The following is a 22,004-nucleotide window of genomic DNA, read 5'->3' on the forward strand; positions in this document are numbered from 1 at the left end:
CCGCCTCATCAGAACGCCTTGGTCAACTGAAGCCACACGCGGCCCGCGTGGTCGGTGTCGGCCACCGCTACCGCGTCGCCGAGCTTGTGCGCATAGACGAGGCGCACCTCGTAGCTCGGCGCGTTCGCGAGCGTGACACCAACGCCCGCGCCGGACAGCCGCCGGTGATTGGAGTCGGTCGTGAACGGATCGACGTTGTCGCGCACGAACCCCGTGTCGACGAACCCATAGACGCCGAGCTGCCCCGGCAACAGCGACTGCGTAACGGCCCAGCGCACTTCCGCCGTCGCGAGATAGCCTTCGTCGCCTGGCGCTTCGCCGGTCGGATACGCACGCACGCCGTACGGGCCGCCCAACGAGAACTTCTCCGACGAGATGAGATTCTTCGAGGCCTGCTGCCCGGAGAGCGCGAGGTAAAGCTGCAGCTTCGGCGTAAGCGCCTGATAGAGCGCGAACGAATAGGCGGTCTTGCGGTAATGCCCGGCCGATTGCGCCGAGGCCTGGTCCGCGGCGAGCGCATCGGCCGATTCGAAATGCACGTCGCCCGCCTCGACGCGCAGCGCGTAGCTGGCGAACGTCTTGCCGGCGAGCACATTGCCGTTGATGCCGGCGCGATAGACGTTGTCGAACTTCTGGTCGACGCTGCCGTCCGCGTGATCGGTCAGGCTCTTGCGGTCGAACCCGCCTTCCGCGTTGAGGTTGAGGGTGCGCGAGCGGATCAGCGGGTAGCTCGTCGTCCACGAGAGCACCGTGGCGTGACCATAGCCATCGAGCGACGAAAAATCGGCGCCGAGCCGGTACGTCGATTCGGTGAGCGTGAGGCCCGTGCGCAGGCCGTCGCTGCCGACCGGCACGCTGTAGCCGAGCTGGCCCAGCGTCTGCCCCGTGATCGACGTCAGCGCGTACGCATCGAGCCTGTCGCCGAAGCCGAGCGGGCTCAGCCATTGCAGCGCGCCGCCGGTGCGCACGCGCCCTGTCGGCCGGATGCCGTAGTTGTCGGCCTGCAGGCTCGCCGTGAGCGCGCGCACCGGCGGCACGTCGAGCGCGAGATCGGAGGTGCCCGGCACTTCGCCCGCGCTCAGGTTGCCGGTGACGGCGCTCGCGCCCGTCACGTCCTGCATCAGCAAGGCGGCGCGATCGAGGCGCCGCTCGTCGATCACGTCGCCGAGATGCGCGGGGCTCGCGTAGCGCTGCAGCACGGCGTCGCGCACGGGCGAGCTGTTGTGCAACTCGACCTTGCCATAGCGGCCCTCGACGACGGCGATGCCGACGATGCCGTCGCGAATGTCCTGCGCGGGCACATAGGCGCGCGCCACGAGATAGCCGTGCGCGCGATAGAAGCGCGTGATGCGCGCGGCGGCTTCGTCGAGATCGCCCAGCGTGCGCTCGTCGCCGAGCGCCGGCGCGAGCAGCGGCATCAGCTTCGCGCTGCTGAACTTCGTGTTGCCGTCGATCTGGAAACCCTTGACGGCGAAGCGCAGCGTCGAAGCCGACGGCCGTGTTGCGGCGGGCGCCTCGATGTGGATCTCGGCATTCGATGCGGGCAGCGCCGGCGGCGGCAGGCTCTGCAATTGATTGCGCAGCGTGCTGCCGGCGTCGGGCACATTGGGCATGTTCGGCACCGGCGTGAACGATTGCGCCGAGGCATCGGACATCGCCGCGCAAGCGAGCGCCGCGCCGAGACCGGCGAGGACTGTCAGCCGAGCCGGATGGCGCGAACTCATGAAGTCAGTGGCAATCATCTCGCTGACGCTCACGGCACGCATGCCGCGGCCACCGGCCATGCCGGCAGCGCCGACGAATGGCCGCCATTGGCAACGACGATCGTTTGCTGGGCCGTGCTGAACGCCGCGGCGACGGCCGCGGCTTCCCTTCTGCGCACGGTGCTGTTGCCCGAGGCGCCGCTGTCGGCGTCGCTGTTCGCGATCGCGTTGACCTGATCGACGACCGCGAGTGAAGTCGAGCCCGTGACGGTCAGGTCCGCCGTTTGGCCGTCGGCCACGGCATAGCCCGCCGGCAGGCCCGACACCGAGTAGCGGATGCGATAGCGGCCCACGCCGTCGTCGCCGTTCGCGCGCGTCGCGCTCGCCGCGTCGCCGTTGCTGTAGACGAAGACCGACACGCCCGCCGGCACGCTGGCATCGGTAAAGGCGTTGCCGTAGTTCGAACCGGCGTACTTCAACGACAGCGTCGCGCTTTCCTGCGCGGTGGTGCCCACCACCTTCTGATTGGCGTTCGCGTTGACGAGAATCACTTGGTCGGTCGAGAAGAGGTAGCGATTGCCGCTCGCCGAGACCGTCGAGCCGATTTGGTAGCTTTGCCCCCACAACGCATCGTTGCCGCTTTGCAGGCCGCCGAACGTGTCGGCGTCGGGGCTGCTCGAGGACACGAGCCAGCGCCCATTGCTCGCGGTGATCGCACTGGAGCCTGCGAGGTTCGCGAAGGCGGAGCTCGCGAGCACGACCGCGTCGCCGCTCGCCGACGACGTGATGCCTTGGGCGAGCGTCAACGCATTGCCGGCGGCGGACAGCGCGACCGCGCCGCCCGCCGTGATGCCCGCCGTCGATCCGACCTGGCCGACGGTCAGGCTCGTCGAATCGTCGAGGCTGAACGCGCCGCTCACGTTGGCGGCCACCGTGCCGATCTGATTGGCGCCGTCGAGCGTCACGTTGCCCGCGCTCGTGACGCCGAGCGCGCCGAGCGTGAACGCGCCGCTTTGCGTGATGTCGCCGCCCGAGGTCTGCAAGGTCAGCGTCGAGCCGCTGCCGCTTACGGAGCCGAGCGTCATTTGCGACGCGGAGATCGTCGTGTCGCCGCTCAAGTCGAGCGTCGTGCCCGAGTTGAACACGAGCGAGACGCCGCTTGCCGTCGCGAGCGCGTTCGATTGCAAGTTGGTCAGCACGGACGGCAACAGCGAGGCCACCGCCGAAACGGTCCCGCCCGAGAACGGATTGCCGAGCGCCGCCGCGATGTCGCCGAGGCTCACACTCGTGCCGCCCAGCGTGACGACGTTGTCCTGGAGGTTCATCGCCACGCTCGCGCCCGAGGTCTCGGCCGCGCCGAACGTGGTGCCGCTGCCGCTCGGCGAGAACACGGCCACGGCCGTCGTGCCGCTGCTGAACGTCGTCGAGGGCAGCATCAGATAGTAGAAGCCGTTCGCGCCCGTCACGACGCGGCCGATCAGCGAATCGTTCGCGGCGAAGTCGAGGGTCGAGCCGGTTTTGATCGTCCCCGATGTGCCGGTGTAGGTGCCGGACAACACCGTCGGCGTGCTCGTGAAGATCGATGCGAGATACGGATACGAGGTGCCGGGAATGAAGCGCCAGACGCTGCTGAAATCGAAGCCGGCGAAGCTCGCCGCCGTGCTCGTCAGCATCTGCGCGTTGGTGAGGTCCGTGCCGCCGTTGCTCGTGCTCTGACCGGTCGTGTCGATATTCCAGTAGCTGTTGGTGACGGTGCCGATGCCGACCGCGGCCAAGCCGCCCGCCACGCCGGTCCCGCCTTGCACGAAACCGGCCGCGTAGCTGTCCGTGATCGTGCCCATGTTCTGGCCGACCAGGCCGGCGGTCGCGAAGGGGCCTGTCACCGAGCCGAGCGCGTAGCTGTCGGTGATCGTGCCCGTGTTCAGGCCGACCAGGCCGCCGACATAGCCCCAGACCGAGTCCACCGCCCCGCTCGCGAACGACTGCGAGACGGTGCCGTCGTTCCTGCCGGCGAGCCCGCCGACGAACCGGTCGCCCGTGACGGAGGCCGCAGACCACGAGCTCGTGACCAATCCGTCCACGTTCAAGCCGACGAGGCCGCCGACCTGGCCCAGCGTGAGCGGGCCGCTGCTGCCGTCGCTGGCCGTCACGGTCACGCCCAGGCCGCTGCTCGAGTCGGCGATCGTCGCGATCGTCGCCCCGTCGTCGAGGTTTTCTCCAACCAAGCCGCCGACGTTGGTCGTGGCGTTCGAGCCCGCCAGGATGTCGGAGGCGCTCGTGCCCGTGCCCGTGCCCGTCACCGTCCCGGTATCGACGGAGACGCCGGAGATCGTCCCGCCTTCGTTGATGCCGGCCAGCGCGCCGACGAAGCGCGAGCCGACGACCGTGAAGTTCGTCAGCGAAAGGTTCGATACCGAGCCGTCCTTGATGAGGCCGAACAGGCCGACGTCGTCGGTACTGGGCAGGTTGATCGTCAGGCCGCTGATGGTCTTGCCGTTGCCGTTGAAGGCGCCCGTGAACGGCGCGTCGACGCTGCCGATCGGCACGAAGCCCGCGCCGCTGTTCCAGTTCGCCGTGCCGCTCGCGTCGATCGAATTGGCGAGCCGGTAGGCATCCGCGAGCAGCGCCGGGGACGTGCCGATGCCCTGCAGGCCGTAGACGTCGCCGATCAGATAGGGATCGGCCGTGGTGCCGCTGCCGCTCAAGGCGCGCAGGAACGAGCCGCCCGTCACTTCGAAGTTCGAGGCGCTGAAGCTCGCGACGGAGCCGCTGCCGACCTGGACCCACTGGCCGCCCGTGAGATCGAACGTGCCCGTCGTGATCGACGCGTTCTGATCGGGCGTGATCGTGCCGGCGGCCGACAGCGTGAGCGTGCCGCTCGTCGAATTGAGCGTGACCGGCGCGGAAAGCGCGATGTTGCCGGTCGAGCTCGTCGCCGTGAGCGCAAGCCCGGTGAACGCTCCCGCCAGCGTTACGTTGCCCGTCGCATTGGCCACGAGCGAGCCGGTCGTGCCGGCATTGAGCGTGCCGGTGATGTCGATGTTGCGATCGGCGGTCAGCGTGAGCGTGTTGCCCGAGCTCCATGCGACGTTGTCGCTGATCGTGATGTCGCCGTTGCCGCCCGTGCCCGTGCTCGTCTGCAACTGGACGTTCGTGCTCGCCAATTGCGAAGCGAGGCTCGCGCCCGTCATGCTGCCGCCCGACGCCGCCACCGTGATGTCCGACGGATCGATGAGCCAGGTGCCGGTCTTGCCGCTCGCGGCGAGCGTCGTGATCGTCGCGCCAGAGAGAAGCTGGAACGCCTGCCCCGAGGTTTCGATCGTGCCGCCGTTGCCGCCGTCGGGCGCGGAGGCGTCGAGCGTGCCGCCGGCGAGCGTCGTGCCGCCGTCCGCCAGCAGCTTGATCGTGCCGCCCACGTTCGCGGCCGTGCGCGCCTGGATTTCGCCCGTGTTGTTGACGACGCCGGACAGCACGGCGTCGCGGCCTTTGCTCGTCAGGATCACGATGCCGCCGTCGGCGCGGATCAAGTCGCCGTTTTCGGCGAGCGCGTCGAGCGTGCCTTGGTCGATCGTCAGCGAAACGAGCTGATCGCCGGCGAGCGTCACGGTGGCTGCCGCGCCCGCCGCGAGTTCCACCGTGCCGTTGTCAGCCACGAGCGTGCCCTGGTTCGAGACGTGCGGCGCGATGAACGCGATATAGCCGCCGTTCGCCGTGATCTGCCCTTCGTTGACGATGCTGCCGGTGCCGCCGCTATCGGTGAAGCGATAGTTGCCCGCGAGAAAGTCGCTGTCGGAGAGGCTCAGCGTCGTCGCCAGCAGCCCGCCGACGTTGACCTGCGCCGATTTGCCGAACAGCACGCCGTTCGGGTTCAGGATGAACACCTGCCCGTTCGCGTTCAGCGTGCCGAGGATCTGCGTCGCGCTCTGGCTCGTCACGCGATTCAAGGCAATGGCGCTCGCGCTCGGCTGCGCGAACGTGACGGTGTCTTTCGCGCCGATGTCGAAGCTCGTCCAGTTGATCGCGAGCCGGTTGCTGTTTTGCTGGATCACCGTGCTGGTGCCGCCGGCGGAATTCGCCGTGGCATTGATCGCGCCCGTGCCGGCCGTGACTTGTCCGCCGGCCGGTGCGGCCCAGGCGGGCGGGCAAGTCGCGAGCGAGCTCGCCGCCAGACTGATTGCCGTCAGCTTCCCCGCCATGCGGTGGGCGTGGCGCATCGTTTCCCCGTGGAATATGATTTTTTAAGACGGGCACGAGTATAGGGATGCGGACCGATCCCTTCTGTAGCACAAACGTGCTACATCGGCGGGCCTCCTACTGCGCATAGAATGACGTCCCTATGGAACCCGCACGCGCCGGTCAAGAGCCCCTATCGCGCACCGGCCCCATCACGCCACTGCCGCGTCGGTACGGAGACATCCAAACCGCGGTCGTGAACCTCGTCGACCGCGTGGCGCCGCTTGTCCCCATAGCAAATCAGCCATTTGTCGCGCGAACCATCGCTGAAGTGATCGCCGGCGGACCCAGTTCCATGGCCAACGCCATGTTCCTGCGCCAAAGCATCATCCGCGGAGGCACGGCGACCGAGGAACATGTGATCGAGGGCCTGGCCGCGTGGGTCACAGTCCTCTTCGATCTCGGCAACCTGCAACACGACCGGCGCCGCGCGCTGGACCTCGAAGCCGGCATTCCCGGCGAGGCGCTGGCGAGTCTTGCCCAGGCGCTGTCGAGATCGCGCCACGGCTGCATCCTTGCGGTCCCCCACATCGGCAGCATCGAACTGTTCGCCGCTTGCCTCACAGATCGCGGATTCAACCTCGGCTTCGTCTATTCGATCGGCGATCGGCCAACGCCCACGGAACAGTGGATTCATGAAGGCCGGCATGCCACTCACGGAACACCGATCGCCTTCGGGCGAAGGCACACCGGGGCCGAGATATCACGGGTTCTCGAGAACAACGGTGTCGTGTTGATGGTCGTGGATGTCTACCCCAGCGCCCGATACAAAGGCATCGCGGCCCGGGTGCATGATGCCGAGTTCACCTATCCCCCCGGACCTGCAAGGTACGCGCGGTCCGGAACGCTGGTCCTTCCGGGCTTCGCATCGCGCCGGGACGCGACGGGTTTCTCGATGAACATTCTCGCCCCGATCGAATACGACCCATCGATGCCCGAGCAGGACGCGGCTGCCGATCTCACCCAAAGGCTCGCCATCCAGATCGGCAGGTTCACGGCTGAACAGCCGGCGGCGTTTTGGCTCTGGCATCCGATCCCCAATGATCCATTTTTGGCCGTTGCGCAGCGGCAGCGGCCCGACCTCCTGCACTCGGCGGCCGCGACGATCGCGGACGATGAAGCGGCGGCGTTGGCGGTGGAAGCGGTGCACTCGACGCTGACGGCGTGACGCGCGGACCATGAGCCGAGCGCTGGCCGTGATCTTCGCCACCGTCGCGCTCGATGCGGCCGGCATCGCGCTGATCTTCCCGATCCTGCCGGGGCTGCTCCGCTCGATGACCGGCGCCAACGAGGTGTCCTCGCTGTTCGGCGCGATGCTGGCGATACACGCGTTGACGCAGTTCGTTTTCGCGCCCGTCCTCGGTGTCCTGTCGGATCGCCATGGGCGCCGGCCGGTGCTGCTCCTGTCCCTCGCGGGCACGGCCATCGACTATTGGGTCATGGCGTTCACGCCGCATCTGTGGCTGCTGTTCGCCGGCCGTGCCGTGGCCGGGCTGACGGCGGCGAACACGGCGGTCGCCATCGCTTACCTCGCCGACATCACGCCCGAGGCTCAGCGAGCGCGCCGATATGGCCTGTTCCATGCCTTCTTCGGCGCAGGCTTCGTCATGGGTCCGGTGATCGGCGGCGCGCTTGGCGACGTTTCGGTGCGCGACCCGTTCCTCGCCGCCGCCGCGCTCAATGGCCTGAACCTGTTGCTCGCGCTGTTCTTTCTGCCCGAGTCGCATCGCCCCGAGCGCAAGCCGATCGACTGGGGAGCGCTCAATCCTTTCGTGCCGCTGCGTTGGGCGCTCACCTTCCGCGCGCTCGTTCCGCTGCTCGCCGTGTTCCTGCTGATCAGTCTCGTCGGCCAGACCTACTCCACCGTCTGGGTGCTCTTCGTCGAAGATCGCTTCGGCTGGACCGCAACCGAAGTCGGCCTTTCGCTCGGCGCCTTCGGCGCGCTCGTCGCCCTGGCGCAGGGTTTCGCCGTGGGTCCGGTCACGCGACGGCTCGGCGAGCGCGGCACGCTGCTCGTCGGCATCGTCTGCGAAGCGGCGGCCTTGCTCGTCCTCGCCTTCGCGCGGGCGGGCTGGATTGCGTTCGCGGTGATACCGCTGCTCGCGTTCGGTGGCATCGGGCTGCCCGCGCTGCGATCGCTGCAGACCAAGGCGGTCGATCGCGAACGTCAGGGCCAGTTGCAGGGGGTCATCGCGAGCCTCGTCAGCCTGGCCGCGATTTTGGGCCCGCTCGTCTTCAGTTGGATTTACGCGCTGTCGCGGCCGGGATGGAACGGCTTCGTGTGGATCGCGGGCGTGGCGATCTACGCGTTGAGCGTGCCGGTCGTGCTCGCCGTGGCGAGGCGGTAGACCGGGCGATATCCGCTGCCGGCTACGACGGATGGGACACGGCGTCTGTAGCACGTTTGGGCTACAGACGAGATCCGCCGACGGAAATATATTCGCGCAAATTCCATCTAGAAAGCCAAGACAGAACGGGGAATCACCATGCGCGGCGAGCATCGAAGGGCGAGGTCGTAACCATCATGTGGAGCGATTACCGCCTTCATCTGCGCCAACGCGTGGAAATGCGCGACGACGGCAGCGACAGATTGATCGTCAATACCGACGGCTCGGCAATACGCTGTCATGCCATCCAGCCTGATCAACACGCGCTTCTTGCCGCCTTATCGAACGGCGGAGGATTCCGGGACGACTTGATCGCACAGGTCGCCGCCGGCTGCCCAGATGCCGATGAAGCCAGGCTGCTGCGATTGCTCGACCGGCTGGCAGCCAAGGGATTTCTTGCGTTCACGCTGACGGCAGCCACCGCTCCACTCGCGAGCCTGGAACCTGTCGCGCCCGGTTTCGAACTCCTGCCGCCGGAAGATATGACGGCCGCATTCCGCCTTTCGCGGTTTGCCTGGCTGCGTCGCGCGGGCGATGCGACCCTGCTGGAATGCGGCCTGGGCCACGCCAGCTTGTCGCTCTTCGATGGCCGCATGGCGGCCTGGATCGGTATGTTGGCGCAGCCCCAGACGGCCAGTTCCCTGGCAGCCGCGTTGCCCGGCACGACGCCGCAAACGGCTGCCGGTTTCGTCTGGCTGCTAAGACACATGCGAGCGGTATTTCCGTGCGATGCCGACGGCCTGATCGCCGAGGATAGCGATCCGGTACTGCAGCACTGGGATTATCACGAGCTGCTGTTTCATACGCGTTCGCGTCTTCGTGGCGATAACCCCGCGTTCGGCGTCAGGCCGCGTTTCTTTGACACGCCGCCGCGCGTCCCTGCCATCAAACCGGCCGGCCAAGGGCAAAAAATCGTGCTGGCTCCCCCGCCGACGCGACATGCCGAATTTTTCGAAGTCCTGGAAAGCCGGTGTTCGATCAGGGAAAAAGGCGAGCAAGCGCTGGAGATCGGTCAACTCAGCGAGTTTCTCTGGCATGTGGCGCGCATCAAGTCTCACGTCCTGGCCACCCCCGGCCGTCCACAAGAATACGAGAGGACGCATCGACCTTGCGCGGGTGGCGGAGCCATGCATGAGCTGGAACTCTATTTGACCGTGCATCGATGCCAAGGCCTGACGCCAGGGATGTATCGTTATGCCCCGCTGAATCACGAACTCGAATTCATCAGCGATCCTATACAACCGCAGATTGCGTTGCTCAGTGATGCAAGAAGCGCGTCGGGTATGCAAGAGATGCCCGACATCTTGATTACCCTCGCCTCCCGCTTCGATCGCATCGCGTGGAAATACCAGGGCATGGCCTACGCTGCCACGCTGAAACACGTCGGCGTGATGTACCAGCAAATGTATCTGGTTGCCACAGCGCTCGGGCTTGCGCCTTGCGCCTTGGGCTCCGGCAACCCCGATAAATTTGTACGCGCGGCGGGCCTCGACGCTTTCGAGGAATCGTCGGTCGGTGAGTTCATGCTTTCCAGCAAGCCGTCATGAGCGGGCCGCGCGAAAAGTAAATGAATTTAACGCACGATTCGCCCGGAGCGACCGAGGACATTGCCGCGTCGACAGATTCTGTAGTTGCCGTAGACGCTCGTGCGCAAGCGCCAGGAGTCCACGCCAAAGGCTCGGCCCTCCCCGATGACGATGCAGCCGACTCGGCCTGCATCGTCGATGTATTGAATGGCCGCAGAGACCGTTTCACTGAACTCGTGATCCGCCACCAGCCTAGGGTGAGGCGCTTTTTGCTACGCCATGCCCAGCAGCCGGACGACGTCGCCGACCTGACGCAGGAAACCTTTGTCCAGGCCTATCTCAAGCTGCCGAGCTGGCGGGCGGAAGCGAAATTCTCGACCTGGCTGATCGGCATCGCCCTCAATCTCGCGCGCAACCATGCCAATCGCAACCCGCATCTGCGGCACGTCCACGGCACGCTCGATGAGGATGACGAAGCGACTGGCCCAAGCAACAGCCACGACCCGGAGCGCACCTTTGCCGAAAGCAGCCGCCACCATGCCTTGCTGGCCGCGCTCGGACAATTGCCCACCGAGTTGCGCCTGCCACTGACGCTGATCGCGCTGGATGACATTCCCTACGACCAGGCAGCGGTCGTGCTCGCGATACCGATAGGCACACTCAAAAGCCGCCTGAACCGCGCACGGCGGCTGTTGCGCAAGACCCTGGAACATCACGGCCTGGTTGACTAGCCATACCGGAAGCATCCGCTCCCATCAAATCCGACGAAATTTTCTGGTAATCGCATCATGCCCAGCCCCTTGTTTCGGGATGCCGCCCTGCAGAACCTGGCCTCGCCAGAGCAGTTGGACCAAGCCATCCGGATCACCCGGCCCCGTGCCTGGATCGTCCTGCTCATCCTGGGTCTCGTGCTCGCCGCCGTCTTGTTGTGGAGCGTGTTCGGTTCCCTGCCCAGCACGATCAGCGGGCAAGGCATCCTCATTCGCGAGGGCGGCACGTACAACATCGTCGCGACCGGCGGCGGCGTGCTGACGGAATTCGGCGGTTTTCAGGGCGGGCAAGCCATCCACAAGGGGCAAGTGCTCGGCGGCATCGCCCAACCTCTGCTGACCCTCCAGCGCGATGCCGCACGCAAGGAACTGCAGCAACTCGATCAGAAGCGCGCCGGCATCACCGCCCGCGGACCTATTGACCCGCTCACCCGGCAGATCGATGCCCAGGTTCTGAGCGCGCGCCATCGTCTGGATGAATTGTCGGCCCAGCTGGCGTTGAACGATAAGGTGGTCAGCCCGTACGACGGCGTCGTGGTGGAGGTCCTGGCCAATCAGGGCGATGTCGTCGCCGCCAACCAGCCCTTGCTGTCGGTGGAAGCCGCGCAGCACTCGCTCGAAGCGCTGATCTATGTGCCTCCACGCAGCGAAGCCGCGGCCATCCGCCCCGGCATGACCGTTCAACTGTCGCCCGCCACCGCGCGCAAGGAGCGCTACGGCTACCTGGTCGGCAAGGTCAGGTCCGTGTCCAAGTATCCAGCCACGGATCGCGGCATGCTGGCCGTCGTCGACAACCCCGGCCTGGTGCGCGAGCTGTCCCGCGACGGTCCGCCGGTTGCCGTCACGGTGGATCTGATCCCCGACGCCACGACGAGGAGCGGGTATCGATGGTCGTCGCGCGCCGCGAGCCAGTTGGACCTCAACAGCGGCACGCTGGCCTCGGCGACAGTCACCCTTGAAGTGCAAAAGCCGATCAGCCTGGTGATTCCCCTGCTCAAACAAGCCGGCGGCCTGTGAACCTCGGGCACGCCATGCAAACGACAAGCCACGCAAGCTCATGCCGCTAAGATCCTTCCTCGCCTGGCGCACCGGCCTGCGCAGACCCGGCAAAACGGCCGCCGCCAGCCCGCGGGTGCGCACGCCTACCGTCTTGCAAATGGAAGCCGTGGAATGCGGCGCAGCCGCGCTGGGCATCGTGCTGGGTTTTCACGGCCGGTACGTGCCACTGGAAGAACTGCGCATCGTTTGCGGCGTTTCCCGCGACGGCGCCAAGGCCAGCAGCGTGGTCAAGGCCGCGCGTACCTACGGCCTGACGGCGCGCGGCGCGCGCCTCGAAATCGCCGAACTGCGCAAGCAGACATTTCCCGCCATCCTGTTCTGGAATTTCAACCATTTCGTTGTGCTCGAAGGTTTCGGCAGGCGTGGCGTGTACCTCAACGACCCGGCCGGCGGCCCGCGCCAAGTCAGCTACGAGGAATTCGAAAAAGCCTTCACCGGCGTGACCCTGCTGTTCGACCGCGCCCCCGGCTTTGAGCCCAGTGGACGCACGCCCGGCATAATCAAGGCCCTTGGCGCGCGCCTGAGCCATGTGAAGAGCGCGTTGTGGTTCGTGACGCTGGCCAGCCTGGCGCTGGTCATTCCCGGCTTGCTCATCCCGGTGTTTTCAAAAGTCTTTGTCGACAACTACCTGATCGGCCGCATGGACGGATGGATCAAACCGCTGTTGATCGGCATGGCCGCCACCGCCGCCGTGCGCGGCATGCTGACCTGGCTGCAGCAAAAGTATCTGTTGCGACTGGAGACGCATCTCTCGGTAACCGGCTCCAGCACCTTTTTCTGGCATGTGCTGCGGCTGCCGCTCGAGTTCTTCGCGCAGCGTCATGCGGGCGACATCAGCCAGCGTGTCGAAGCCAACGACCGCGTGGCGCAGCTGTTGTCGGGCGAGCTCGCCACCAATGCCGTCAACACGGTCATGCTGGTCTTCTACCTCGCGGTCATGCTGACGTACGACTGGGGCTTGACGCTGACAGGCGTGGCGCTGACGACGCTCAACCTGATCGCCCTCAAGGCGATCGACCGGCTGCGCACCGACGGCAACATGCTGCTGTTGCAAGATCGCGGCAAACTCATGGCAGCCACGATAGGCGGCATCCAGACGATCGAGACCATCAAGGCCAGCGGCGCCGAGAGCGATTTTTTCACGCGCTGGACGGGCTACCGGGCCAAGGTCAACAACACCGAGCAACGGCTGGAGTTCCACACCCGGCTGCTGTCGGCTTTGCCCGGCTTGCTCAATGCACTGATCGGCGTCGCCATTCTCGGCATGGGCGGCGCGCAGGTCATCGCCGGCGCCATGTCGGTCGGCACGCTGGTGGCGTTCCAAAGCCTCATGAGCAGTTTCACGGCGCCCGTGAGCAAGTTGATGACGCTGGCCGGCAAGTATCAGGAAGCCAAGGGCGACATGGCCAGGCTAAACGACGTCATGCGCTATCCCGTGGATCGCGATTTTGCGGCGTCGACGCCGGCCGTCGATGCCGCGCCGCCGGCCCATGCGAAATTGCGGGGCCATCTGGAGCTGCGCAACGTCAGCTTCGGCTACAGCCGGCTGGAGCCCGCGCTGATCGAGGATTTCAACCTGAGCCTGGCGCCAGGGCGCCGTGTGGCGCTGGTGGGCGGTTCCGGCAGCGGCAAATCGACGGTGGCCCGCATCGTCCTGGGGCTCCATCATCCTTGGTCCGGCGAGGTCTTGTTCGACGGCGCGCCACGTCATCAGGTGGAGCGTCAGGTGCTGGTCGGCTCGCTGGCCGGGGTCGAGCAGGAACCCTATCTGTTCGAAGGCAGCGTGCGCGACAACCTCACGCTATGGGATTCGACGCTGCCGCAAGCGGAGATGATCCAGGCGGCCCGTGACGCCATGATCCACGACACGATCGTCGGCCGCCCGGACGGTTACGACAGCTACGTAGGGGAAGCCGGCGCCGGCTTCAGCGGCGGTCAGATCCAGCGGCTGGACATCGCACGCGCGCTGGCGCTGAGGCCCAGCATCCTGGTTCTGGACGAAGCCACCTCGGCACTGGACCCGCTGACCGAAATGACGATCGACGCCAATATCCGCGCACGCGGCTGCGCCTGCCTGATCATCGCGCACCGCTTGTCGACGGTGCGCGATGCCGACGAAATCATCGTCATGGATCGCGGACGCATCGTCGAACGCGGCACGCACGAGCAGTTGCTTGCCGGCAATGGCGCATACAGCCGGCTCATCAGGAGCGATTGATGTCGGATACCTCCATGCACGCACTATCCAGCCCCGCGCCGTCGGCGGATGCGGACCTCGGCAGCGATCAGGATGCGCTGGCGCTGCAACTTCGCCAGCGCACCGACCAACGCAATCTGAACCGGGCGCTGGGCGCGATGGCCGCCCTGCTCGACGCCGGCGCCGCGCCTGCGCCGGCCGACGGCGGCCCGGAAACGCTATTGGCCGCAACGTTGGCGCGCGTACTGGCGGCAAGCGGCGTCAATGCCTCCTTCAAGGCCGTCGATCCCGCGCTCGATGCGTTCGACAGCTTGCGGCAACTCGCCCGGCAAGCCCGCGTCGCCATGCGCAAAGTCAAGCTCGAAGGCCGGCACTGGTGGCGGGACGATGCCGGGCCCATGCTGGGCAGCCTGAAGGACGGCGGACGGCCGGTGGCGCTGCTGCCGCTGTCAGGCGGCGGCTACCGCATGGAAGACCTCGAGAGCGGCCGCGTGACCCAGCTCGACGCGATCAGCGCGGCCGAGCTGGAGCAAAACGCCTGGATGTTTTTCCGCACCTTTCCGGCGCGGGCGATCGGCATGCTGGATCTGCTGCGCTTCGGGCTGGCCGGCACGCGCAAGGACGGCTTGACCGTGATAGCTTGCGGCTTGCTGGGTGGGATGCTGGCCCTGTTCACGCCGATGGCGACCGGCGTCCTGGTGGATCACGTCATTCCGGATGCGCGCAGCGGCGAACTGGTGCAACTGGTGCTGTTGCTGGTCACGGCGACCTTGGGCGTGGCGGCATTCGAACTGCTGAGGGCCTGGTCTCTGTTGCGCATAGAGGGACGTCTGGGCGTTGCCGCCGAAGCGGCCATCATGGAACGCCTGATCAGCCTGCCAGCGCCATTCTTCAGGAACTACGCCGCCGGCGATCTGGCGCAGCGCGCGCTGTCGATCAACAGCATCCTGCACCTGATGACCCATGCCACCCAGTCCGCGGTGCTGAGCTGGATGTTCGGCTTGTTCAGCTTCGTCTACATGTTCCTGCTGAACTGGCAATTGGGCCTGGTCGCGACCGCGCTGGTGGCGCTGATCCTGCTGGTGACGGTCGGCTTCAATCTCTGGCGGCTGCGGATCGAACGGCGCATGTTCACCTTGCAAGGCGCCGTCGCAAGCCGGGTGCTGCAGATACTCAACGGCATCGGCAAGCTGCGCATCGGCGGCGCGGAAAACCGCGCCTTCGTCTTGTGGGCACGCGACTTTGCACGCCAAAAGCAACTCGGCATGGCGGTGCGCGCACTCGGCAATATCCTTGAAGTGTTCAACGCCAGCTTCATCGTCATCGCCTCGGGCATGCTGTTCGCGGCCATCGCGTTGTTCCGGGGCGGCGTCACCACGGGTCTGTTCGTTGCCTTCAACACCGCCTTCATGCAATTCCTCACGGCGACGCTGACACTGGCCACCGCGCTGACCCAATCGCTCGGCGCCATCCCGCTCTTCGAGCGCGCCCGGCCTATCCTGGACACCGCGCCTGAAGAACAAGCCTCGCAAACGCAAGCCGGCCCGCTGCAAGGCGGCATCGATATCAGCCGGGTCACGTTCAGTTATGCCAAGGACGGCCCGCCGATCCTCGACGACCTTTCCCTGCACGTGCGCCAGGGCGAATTCGTCGCCCTGGTCGGACCGTCCGGCTCCGGCAAGTCGACGCTGTTCCGGCTCTTGCTCGGGTTCGAAAAACCGGCATCGGGGGCGGTCTATTACGATGGGCAGGATCTGGCGGGGCTGGATGCCGGATCGGTGCGCAGACAACTCGGCGTGGTGCTGCAAAACGGCAAGCTGATGCCGGGCGACATCTTCACCAACATCGTCGGCTCCGCGCCGCGAACCCTGGACGAAGCCTGGGCGGCCGCGCGCATGGCAGGCGTGGAAGAGGACATCCGCGCCATGCCCATGGGCATGCATACGATGATCGCTGAAGGGATGAACACGATCTCGGGAGGTCAACGCCAACGCCTGATGATCGCCAGGGCGCTGGTCAACCGGCCCGCCGTGCTGCTGTTCGACGAAGCAACCAGCGCACTCGACAACCAGACCCAGGCGATCGTGGCCGACAGCATCGGGCGGCTGGGCGCAACCCGCATTGTCATCGCGCACCGGCTATCGACCATCCAGCAAGCCGACCGTATTGTCGTCATCGATGCCGGCAAGATTGTCGAAACCGGAAGCTACGACGAGCTGCTTGCCCTGAATGGCCATTTCGCTGCACTAGCCAAGAGACAACAACTGTGAACGATATCGCGTGCGAAGAATTTCTGGCGCTGGTTTGCGACCGGCTCGACGGCGCACCGCTTGCAGTCGATCCGGCGACGATCGAAGCCCACCTGTGTGCGTGCCGCGAATGCCGGGACGAAGCGGCAAAGCTGATGAGAGACGACGCGTTGCTGAAAGAACTGCGGGCCGCTGGCTCGACAGCGCTAGAGAAGTCGCATGCCGGGCACCCGCCGCTCAACGACCCGTTGATTCAACGCATTGTCGAGAAACTGCAAACGCTTCCGGGCTATTCGGCTAACCTCGACGGCGGCCGCCATTTGAGCGATCAGGAACTGGAGTGGTTGTCGGCCGCCGGCACGGCAATGCCGGCGGGTTGGCCCGTTACGAAGAAATAGCGCTGCCGCGACGGCTCAAATGAAGATGGGAATCGGATTCAACTCTTCTTCGCGCTGCGGCTTTTCCAGCCATCCCATCTGGACCGGCACATCGTAGAGACGGCCTGGCGCAAAACGCGCCCAGAAATGTCGCAGCCCCGGCACCACCACCTTGGCAACGGGCATGCCGACATCCGGCCGGGTCTGGTTCAGGACCAGCATTTCCATGCCCTTGCTTTCGACGATGCCGCGGCAATGGTGGATGTCCTTCAGGAACTCGCCGCTGTGCTGCACCGGATAATCGCTCAGGCGCTTGAGGGCTTGCCTGGAATCGGCCGCCATATACGGCTGGTTGGCCACGGTGGCGTGATGCAGCCAGTTCACGAGCTCCGCGTCCTGCGCGTGCGGGGCCACCCCGTCGACCGCGTAGGCCAACCCTGTCATCTGATTCATTTCGGCGAAGGCGCGCTGCAAGGCGATCCGCGCATCCAGATGACAGCCCAGGCCGAACAGTATCTGTTCCCGCTCGCCCCCCTCCAATTTCGACACCGCGACAAAAGCGGGAATCCCCAGGTCGGACGTCACATCCAGGGCCCAGATCTGGCGTTGGTGTCGTTGGCGGTAGTGATCTTGCATTTGCAGCAAGAAAGGCTCGCCGAAAGACGCGATGTCCACGCCGGGCCTGGATAGGCGGTTGTACCACCAGAGCGCCACCGAATCGCGTTCCACCAGTTCGAAGAAGCCCTGCAAAATCGCCTCTTCCAGCGTATTGCCGGATGCGTTCCCGTTCGAACAACTCATGCTGTAAAAGCGGGTGTCGCCCTCTTTTGCCGGCGCGCCGTAATACACCAGTTGCGTCGGCACATACTTGTGGCGCTGTGCCGTGAGCGACCACAACGGCGTCCAGTCGATGAGCGCATCGTCATCCAGGCACTCGGGAACGTTATTGAAACGCGAGTGTTTCCCGTTCCAGGCTGCGCGCTCGGCATACTGGCGCTGACTGTAAAACATGATGTCGCGAGGATGGATCGCGTCGCCTTCGGTCCAGTCGCTGAAGGCACGAGTACGGCGCAACTCGGAGCCGGTGAATTCGCCGCTGTAGCGTTCGATGGCCTCGCACAATGCACTGGTCTTGGCCTGCGCTTCCGATACGCCTTTGCCCGCGCTGGCGCTGCGCAAGCCCTGCTTGAGCTGCTGCACGTGTTCGAGCTTGACGGCACTGTTGTGACCCGCCATGTAGACATGGGCAATCCCATCTGCAAGCGGGACCGGCTCCAGCCGCGAGACCACACCGGTAATCGGACTGACCAGGTGTTCGTATTTCTTTAATGTCTCTTCCGGCGCAATGCTGCGATGGCCGCCGTCGCGTACAAAGTTGGCATTCCCCGGTCTGAGCTGCAACGTCCGCAAGACAGGCTCATCGGCCGCGCCGCAGGCCGCGCAATGAGGATGGCGCACGAGCGTGTGCGTGTGCGGGACGAACCCGCTCCAACGCAAACTGAGCATGCTGTCGCGCAATCCGGTGGCGGCGCCCGCCAGAAACTGCGCTGCCGCAGTGGCCGCCATGCTGGATGCGGCTGCCTGGGTTGCCGGCAGCATGCTTTGCGCGGTCAGCGGAAAGGTCGCCAGCTGGTTCTTCTGCGCGACGAAGCCGTGTCCGACGCGATTGCGTTCCAGCCGCTGACGCAGGCATGCCCAGCACGCGCTGTGGCTCGGTTCGAACAAGGGGCCCAGCCACAATTCCGGCCCCGTTACGCGCACCAGAAGCCAAGGCTGTTTTGCCGACAAGGCATTGGCATTGATGGCGGCCAGTTCGGGGCGAAGATAATCGTCCGTCAGCACGATCAGCAAATCGGCATGCGCGGGCGGCGCCATGGTAATCGCCATCGCTTCGAGCGCCGCGCGCAAGCCAGCGGCGTCCGCCAGGCCGAGGGTTTGCAGCGCCACCGATTTCTCGCGCAGCGCAGCCTGCGCCGCGGCGGCTTCGATGCCCGCAGCCTGCCAGAACGCGGCGACAGAGGGTGCAATCTCCGGCGTGGCCTCCACCACATACCCTTGGTCGCGCAATTTGCCGATGGCGTAGTACACCGTGGCCGCATCGACGGTTCTGGCCAAGGCGTCGACAATCTCGTCGGTACTGCGACGGCCGTCGATCAACGGGACAATTTTTTCGTAAGGAGTGCCGGTCAAGGCCCAGGTCTTGTCTTCCGAGAGTATCAGTGCTCCCTCTCCGGAAATGGATGCCGCGTGCAGGTTGGCTTTGAAAGCAGGCACTTTAATCATGGGACTTTACGCAAGACGATCGAGGCGGGCATTGACCGGGAAATGAGGACGCTGGGCGCGTATGCGCCCAGCGCGTCCTTATCTAGTGCAGTAATTGCAGGAGAGTCCGCCAGCCACGCTGTCCAGTTGCTCGTCGCTCAATTCCGCCGGCTTGGCCGGAATGACCAGGTGAAATGTCTGTTCCGTATTTTCAAGCGCCTTGATGGCAACGCCAGCAGGCAACGTCACGCCTTCGGCCTTCAGCGTTGCTGCCGGATCGGTCAACAGCTTCTGCTTGAATGCATCGTCCGACCAGCACTTAGCGACGATCTTTCCGAATTCCTTGGCTTGTTGCTCATTCATGATGGGCTCCTGTTCGTTTTGGATTAGTACAACTCAGGTCGATGTTTCGTGAGAGCCAAGACCGCGCAGGCACCCAGCGCGCTCTTATCTGAAACTACCAGCGATAGCAGCCGCCGTACCAGCAGAGTCCGCCAGCCACGCTGTCCAATTGCTCGTCGCTCAATGCCGTCGGCTTGGCGGGAATGACCAAGTGAAATGTCTGTTCCGTATTTTCGAGCGCCTTGACGGTAATGCCGGCAGGCAACGTCACGCCTTCGGCCTTCAGCGTCGCGACCGGATCGGCCAACAGCGTCTGCTTGAATACATCGTCCGACCAGCATTTGGCGATGATCTTTCCGAATTCCTTAGCGTGTTGCTCATTCATGATGTGCTCCTGTTCTTTCCGGATTGGTAAAACCTGGGGCCGTGCTTCTTCCGCTTGTGTCCAGCCGAATTCGGCCAGTGCTCGCTTATCTGCAACCACACCAAAAGGTGGGAATGCTGAATCCGCCAGCCACGCTGTCCAGTTGCTCGTCGCTCAATTCCGTCGGCTTGGCAGGGATAACCAGGTGAAATGTCTGTTCCGTATTTTCGAGCGCCTTGACGGTAATGCCGGCAGGCAACGTCACGCCTTCGGCCTTCAGCGTCGCGACCGGATCGGCCAACAGCGTCTGCTTGAATACATCGTCCGACCAGCATTTGGCGACGATCTTTCCGAGTTCCTTAGCGTGCTGCTCATTCATGATGGGCTCCTGTTCTTTCTGGTTGGGTAAAACTTGGGTCAACGTTTCGTGAGTAACAGACCGCGCAAAAAAGATCTTGGAACAAACGCAAAAACGATCGGCGCGATGCACCGGCCTTATCGTGTCTTCCTTCAGTCTTGGTCCGGAAATATTTTGTTTTTGAATAAGGGCTTAGGACGCTCGGCTCGGAGGTGGCATTTTACGGGCGGTCCAGCCAGGCCCGATGTAGCACGTTTGTGCTACAGATGAATTCGCCCCGCACCCATAAAATCGCCCCGATTCTGAAAAATCGATATACGGGGAAGATGCGTCGAGCGCACTGCGCGGCTGGAAAATGGCCGCGCCGCCAGCCTATGCATGGCCTCCGATAGCGATAGAAAAACTGACAATCATCGGGTGGAAGAGCATGCGCAAATCGGGACCTCGGCCGCAGCCGGCGGCAAGACGGCTGACGGCGATCAGCCTCGCGGTGACGGCGGCGCTCGCTGCGATGACGCCGCCCGCGGCGAGGGCCCAGGTGGCATGGACTAGCGGCGATTTCACGGTCGCCAACGGGGCCACGCTCCCCGCCGGGCCCGAAGCGGTGTTGGCGAGCGGGTCGTCGCTCGGTACGCTCACGAACAACGGCACGATCAGCGGCGGCATTTACGGCATCGACAACGCCGGCTCGATCAGCGCGGTCACGAACAACGGTTTGATCATCGGCAATAACGCCGCCATCTATAACAGCGGCTCGATCGGTGCGCTCACGAACGACGGTTCGATCAGCCCCGGCTTTGGCCTCATCGCCGTCCTCAACTACGGCACGATCGGCACGATCACGAACGACGGTCAGTTCATCGGCGGCATCATCATGAACGTCGGCACCATCATCGCGCTCAAGAACAGCGGCTCGATCAACGGCATCTTCAACGCCCGCTCGATCACCACGCTGAGCAATAGCGGCTCGATCACGAACAGCGGCTACGGCATCTACAACGCCGGCACGATCGACGCGCTCACGAACAGCGGCACGGTCCGTGCCACTAGCGGCAATTCCGGCATCCGGAACGACGCCGGCAGCACGATCGGCACGCTCACGAACAGCGGCACGATCAGCGCGAGCGGCTACTACGGCGTTGTGAACAACGGCTCGATCACCACGCTGAACAGTAGTGGCGCGATCACGAGCAGCAACGACGGCATCCATAACAACTCCGGCGCCACGATCGAAGCGCTCATCAACAGCGGCACGATCACGGGCAGCGGCTATTACGGCATCGTCAATGAGAGCGGCGGCTCGATCGGCTCGCTGGCGAACACCGGCGGCTTGATCAGCGGCGGCAGCATCGGCATCGACAACCTCGGCAAGATCGATACGATCTCGAACAGCGGCACGATCACGAGCAATGGCTACGCGATCTACAACGACACGAACGGCACGATCGGCCCGATCACCAACTCGGGCGTGATCGCGGGCAACATCGTGAACGCCTCGAGCCAGGCGTTCACGATCAGCGGCGGCACGGGCTCCGTCTTCGGCACGCTGACCGGCTACAACGGCACGGCGGGCGCGATCATCAGCACCTCGGCGGATCTGAACTTCGCTTCGGGCAACTTGCTGCTGAACGACACCATCATCGTCGGCTCGCACACGGTCAAGAACACCGGTGCGACGCTCGAAGTCGACAGCCTCACGACGATCACCGGCAATTACTCGCAGGGCCAGGCGGCCACGCTGCTGATCGGCGTCGCCAACGGCGCGACCTCCTCCGGCAGCCTGACCGATACGGGCTACGGGCGCCTCGTGGTGTCGGGCGATGCGACGATCGCGGCGGGCTCGTCCGTGCAGTTCAAGAGCACGACGGGCGGCTATGGCTTCGCGGCCGGTCAGCGTTTCGTGGTGGTGGATGCGGCCGGCGTCGGCACTTATAACGCGAACTCGCTGAACTATTCGATCGCCGGCTACACGTCGACGCTGACCGGCGTCACGGTCAGCACGAACGGTCACACCGACCTCGTGGTGACGGTGGACAGCGCCAAGATCAACACCCCGCCATCGAGCTCCACGGGTTCGTCAACCTCCGGCGGCGGCAACTCGTCCGGCACACAGTCCACTCCGCCCGCCTCGTTCGCTTCGCTCGCGACCCAGCCCAACGCCACGAACGCGCTGCGCG

Annotated in this window: 15 protein-coding genes; 9 read left to right on the plus strand and 6 right to left on the minus strand. The window is 64.9% G+C overall.

What is annotated here, in order from left to right; all coding sequences use genetic code 11:
- Positions 1-8: 8 nt before the first annotated feature.
- A complete protein-coding gene (locus tag AAHK20_RS17300) occupies positions 9-1,766 on the minus strand; it encodes a ShlB/FhaC/HecB family hemolysin secretion/activation protein (protein ID WP_449182710.1) in 1,758 nt (585 codons plus the stop codon).
- On the minus strand, positions 1,754-5,917 hold the full coding sequence (locus tag AAHK20_RS17305) for a beta strand repeat-containing protein (RefSeq protein WP_449182711.1): 4,164 nt from the start codon (positions 5,915-5,917) through the stop codon (positions 1,754-1,756). The genes AAHK20_RS17300 and AAHK20_RS17305 overlap by 13 nt, the downstream gene beginning before the upstream one ends.
- Positions 5,918-6,132: 215 nt before the next feature.
- On the opposite strand from AAHK20_RS17305, the gene AAHK20_RS17310 reads away from it, so the two are divergent.
- The 8 genes from AAHK20_RS17310 (at position 6,133) to AAHK20_RS17345 (ending at position 16,522) form a co-directional block, all read left to right on the plus strand.
- Positions 6,133-7,104, plus strand: coding sequence for a lysophospholipid acyltransferase family protein (locus tag AAHK20_RS17310; RefSeq protein WP_449182712.1), 972 nt, complete (start codon positions 6,133-6,135; stop codon positions 7,102-7,104).
- A 10-nt stretch (positions 7,105-7,114) separates the two neighbouring features.
- A complete protein-coding gene (locus AAHK20_RS17315) occupies positions 7,115-8,284 on the plus strand; it encodes a TCR/Tet family MFS transporter (RefSeq protein WP_449182713.1) in 1,170 nt (389 codons plus the stop codon).
- A gap of 176 nt (positions 8,285-8,460) precedes the next feature.
- Entirely contained in the window at positions 8,461-9,870 is a 1,410-nt protein-coding gene (locus tag AAHK20_RS17320; protein ID WP_449182714.1) for a SagB/ThcOx family dehydrogenase, read from the plus strand.
- 20 nt (positions 9,871-9,890) lie between these two features.
- Positions 9,891-10,580: an RNA polymerase sigma factor gene (locus AAHK20_RS17325; RefSeq protein WP_449182715.1), complete on the plus strand. Its 690-nt coding sequence runs from the start codon at positions 9,891-9,893 to the stop codon at positions 10,578-10,580.
- Positions 10,581-10,637: 57 nt separating this feature from the next.
- Positions 10,638-11,636 (plus strand): NHLP bacteriocin system secretion protein, encoded by a 999-nt coding sequence (locus AAHK20_RS17330; RefSeq protein ID WP_449182716.1) that lies wholly within the window; start codon positions 10,638-10,640, stop codon positions 11,634-11,636.
- 40 nt (positions 11,637-11,676) lie between these two features.
- Complete coding sequence (locus AAHK20_RS17335; RefSeq protein WP_449182717.1) at positions 11,677-13,896, plus strand: NHLP family bacteriocin export ABC transporter peptidase/permease/ATPase subunit; 2,220 nt, start codon at positions 11,677-11,679, stop codon at positions 13,894-13,896.
- Complete coding sequence (locus tag AAHK20_RS17340) at positions 13,896-16,145, plus strand: NHLP bacteriocin export ABC transporter permease/ATPase subunit (RefSeq protein ID WP_449182718.1); 2,250 nt, start codon at positions 13,896-13,898, stop codon at positions 16,143-16,145. The genes AAHK20_RS17335 and AAHK20_RS17340 overlap by 1 nt, the downstream gene beginning before the upstream one ends.
- Positions 16,142-16,522 carry an anti-sigma factor gene (locus AAHK20_RS17345; RefSeq protein WP_449182719.1) on the plus strand — a complete coding sequence of 127 codons (381 nt, stop codon included), beginning with the start codon at positions 16,142-16,144 and terminating at the stop codon, positions 16,520-16,522. Before AAHK20_RS17340 ends, AAHK20_RS17345 begins: the two co-directional genes overlap by 4 nt.
- 15 nt (positions 16,523-16,537) lie before the next feature.
- Here the strand turns inward: AAHK20_RS17345 and AAHK20_RS17350 are convergent, their stop codons facing one another.
- The 4 genes from AAHK20_RS17350 to AAHK20_RS17365 all read right to left on the minus strand — a co-directional run bounded on the left by AAHK20_RS17350 (position 16,538) and on the right by AAHK20_RS17365 (position 19,848).
- On the minus strand, positions 16,538-18,784 hold the full coding sequence (locus AAHK20_RS17350; protein ID WP_449182720.1) for a TOMM precursor leader peptide-binding protein: 2,247 nt from the start codon (positions 18,782-18,784) through the stop codon (positions 16,538-16,540).
- A gap of 78 nt (positions 18,785-18,862) precedes the next feature.
- Entirely contained in the window at positions 18,863-19,126 is a 264-nt protein-coding gene (locus AAHK20_RS17355; protein ID WP_449182721.1) for an NHLP leader peptide family RiPP precursor, read from the minus strand.
- Between the two features lie 94 nt (positions 19,127-19,220).
- On the minus strand, positions 19,221-19,490 hold the full coding sequence (locus tag AAHK20_RS17360; RefSeq protein ID WP_449182722.1) for an NHLP leader peptide family RiPP precursor: 270 nt from the start codon (positions 19,488-19,490) through the stop codon (positions 19,221-19,223).
- An 85-nt stretch (positions 19,491-19,575) separates the two neighbouring features.
- Positions 19,576-19,848 (minus strand): NHLP leader peptide family RiPP precursor, encoded by a 273-nt coding sequence (locus AAHK20_RS17365; protein ID WP_449182723.1) that lies wholly within the window; start codon positions 19,846-19,848, stop codon positions 19,576-19,578.
- 406 nt (positions 19,849-20,254) lie between these two features.
- Between AAHK20_RS17365 and AAHK20_RS17370 the strand changes: the two genes are divergently transcribed.
- On the plus strand, positions 20,255-22,004 hold a 1,750-nt coding region (locus tag AAHK20_RS17370), incomplete at its 3' end, for a beta strand repeat-containing protein (RefSeq protein ID WP_449182724.1).

The sequence above is a fragment of the Trinickia camelliae genome, from assembly GCF_053525655.1.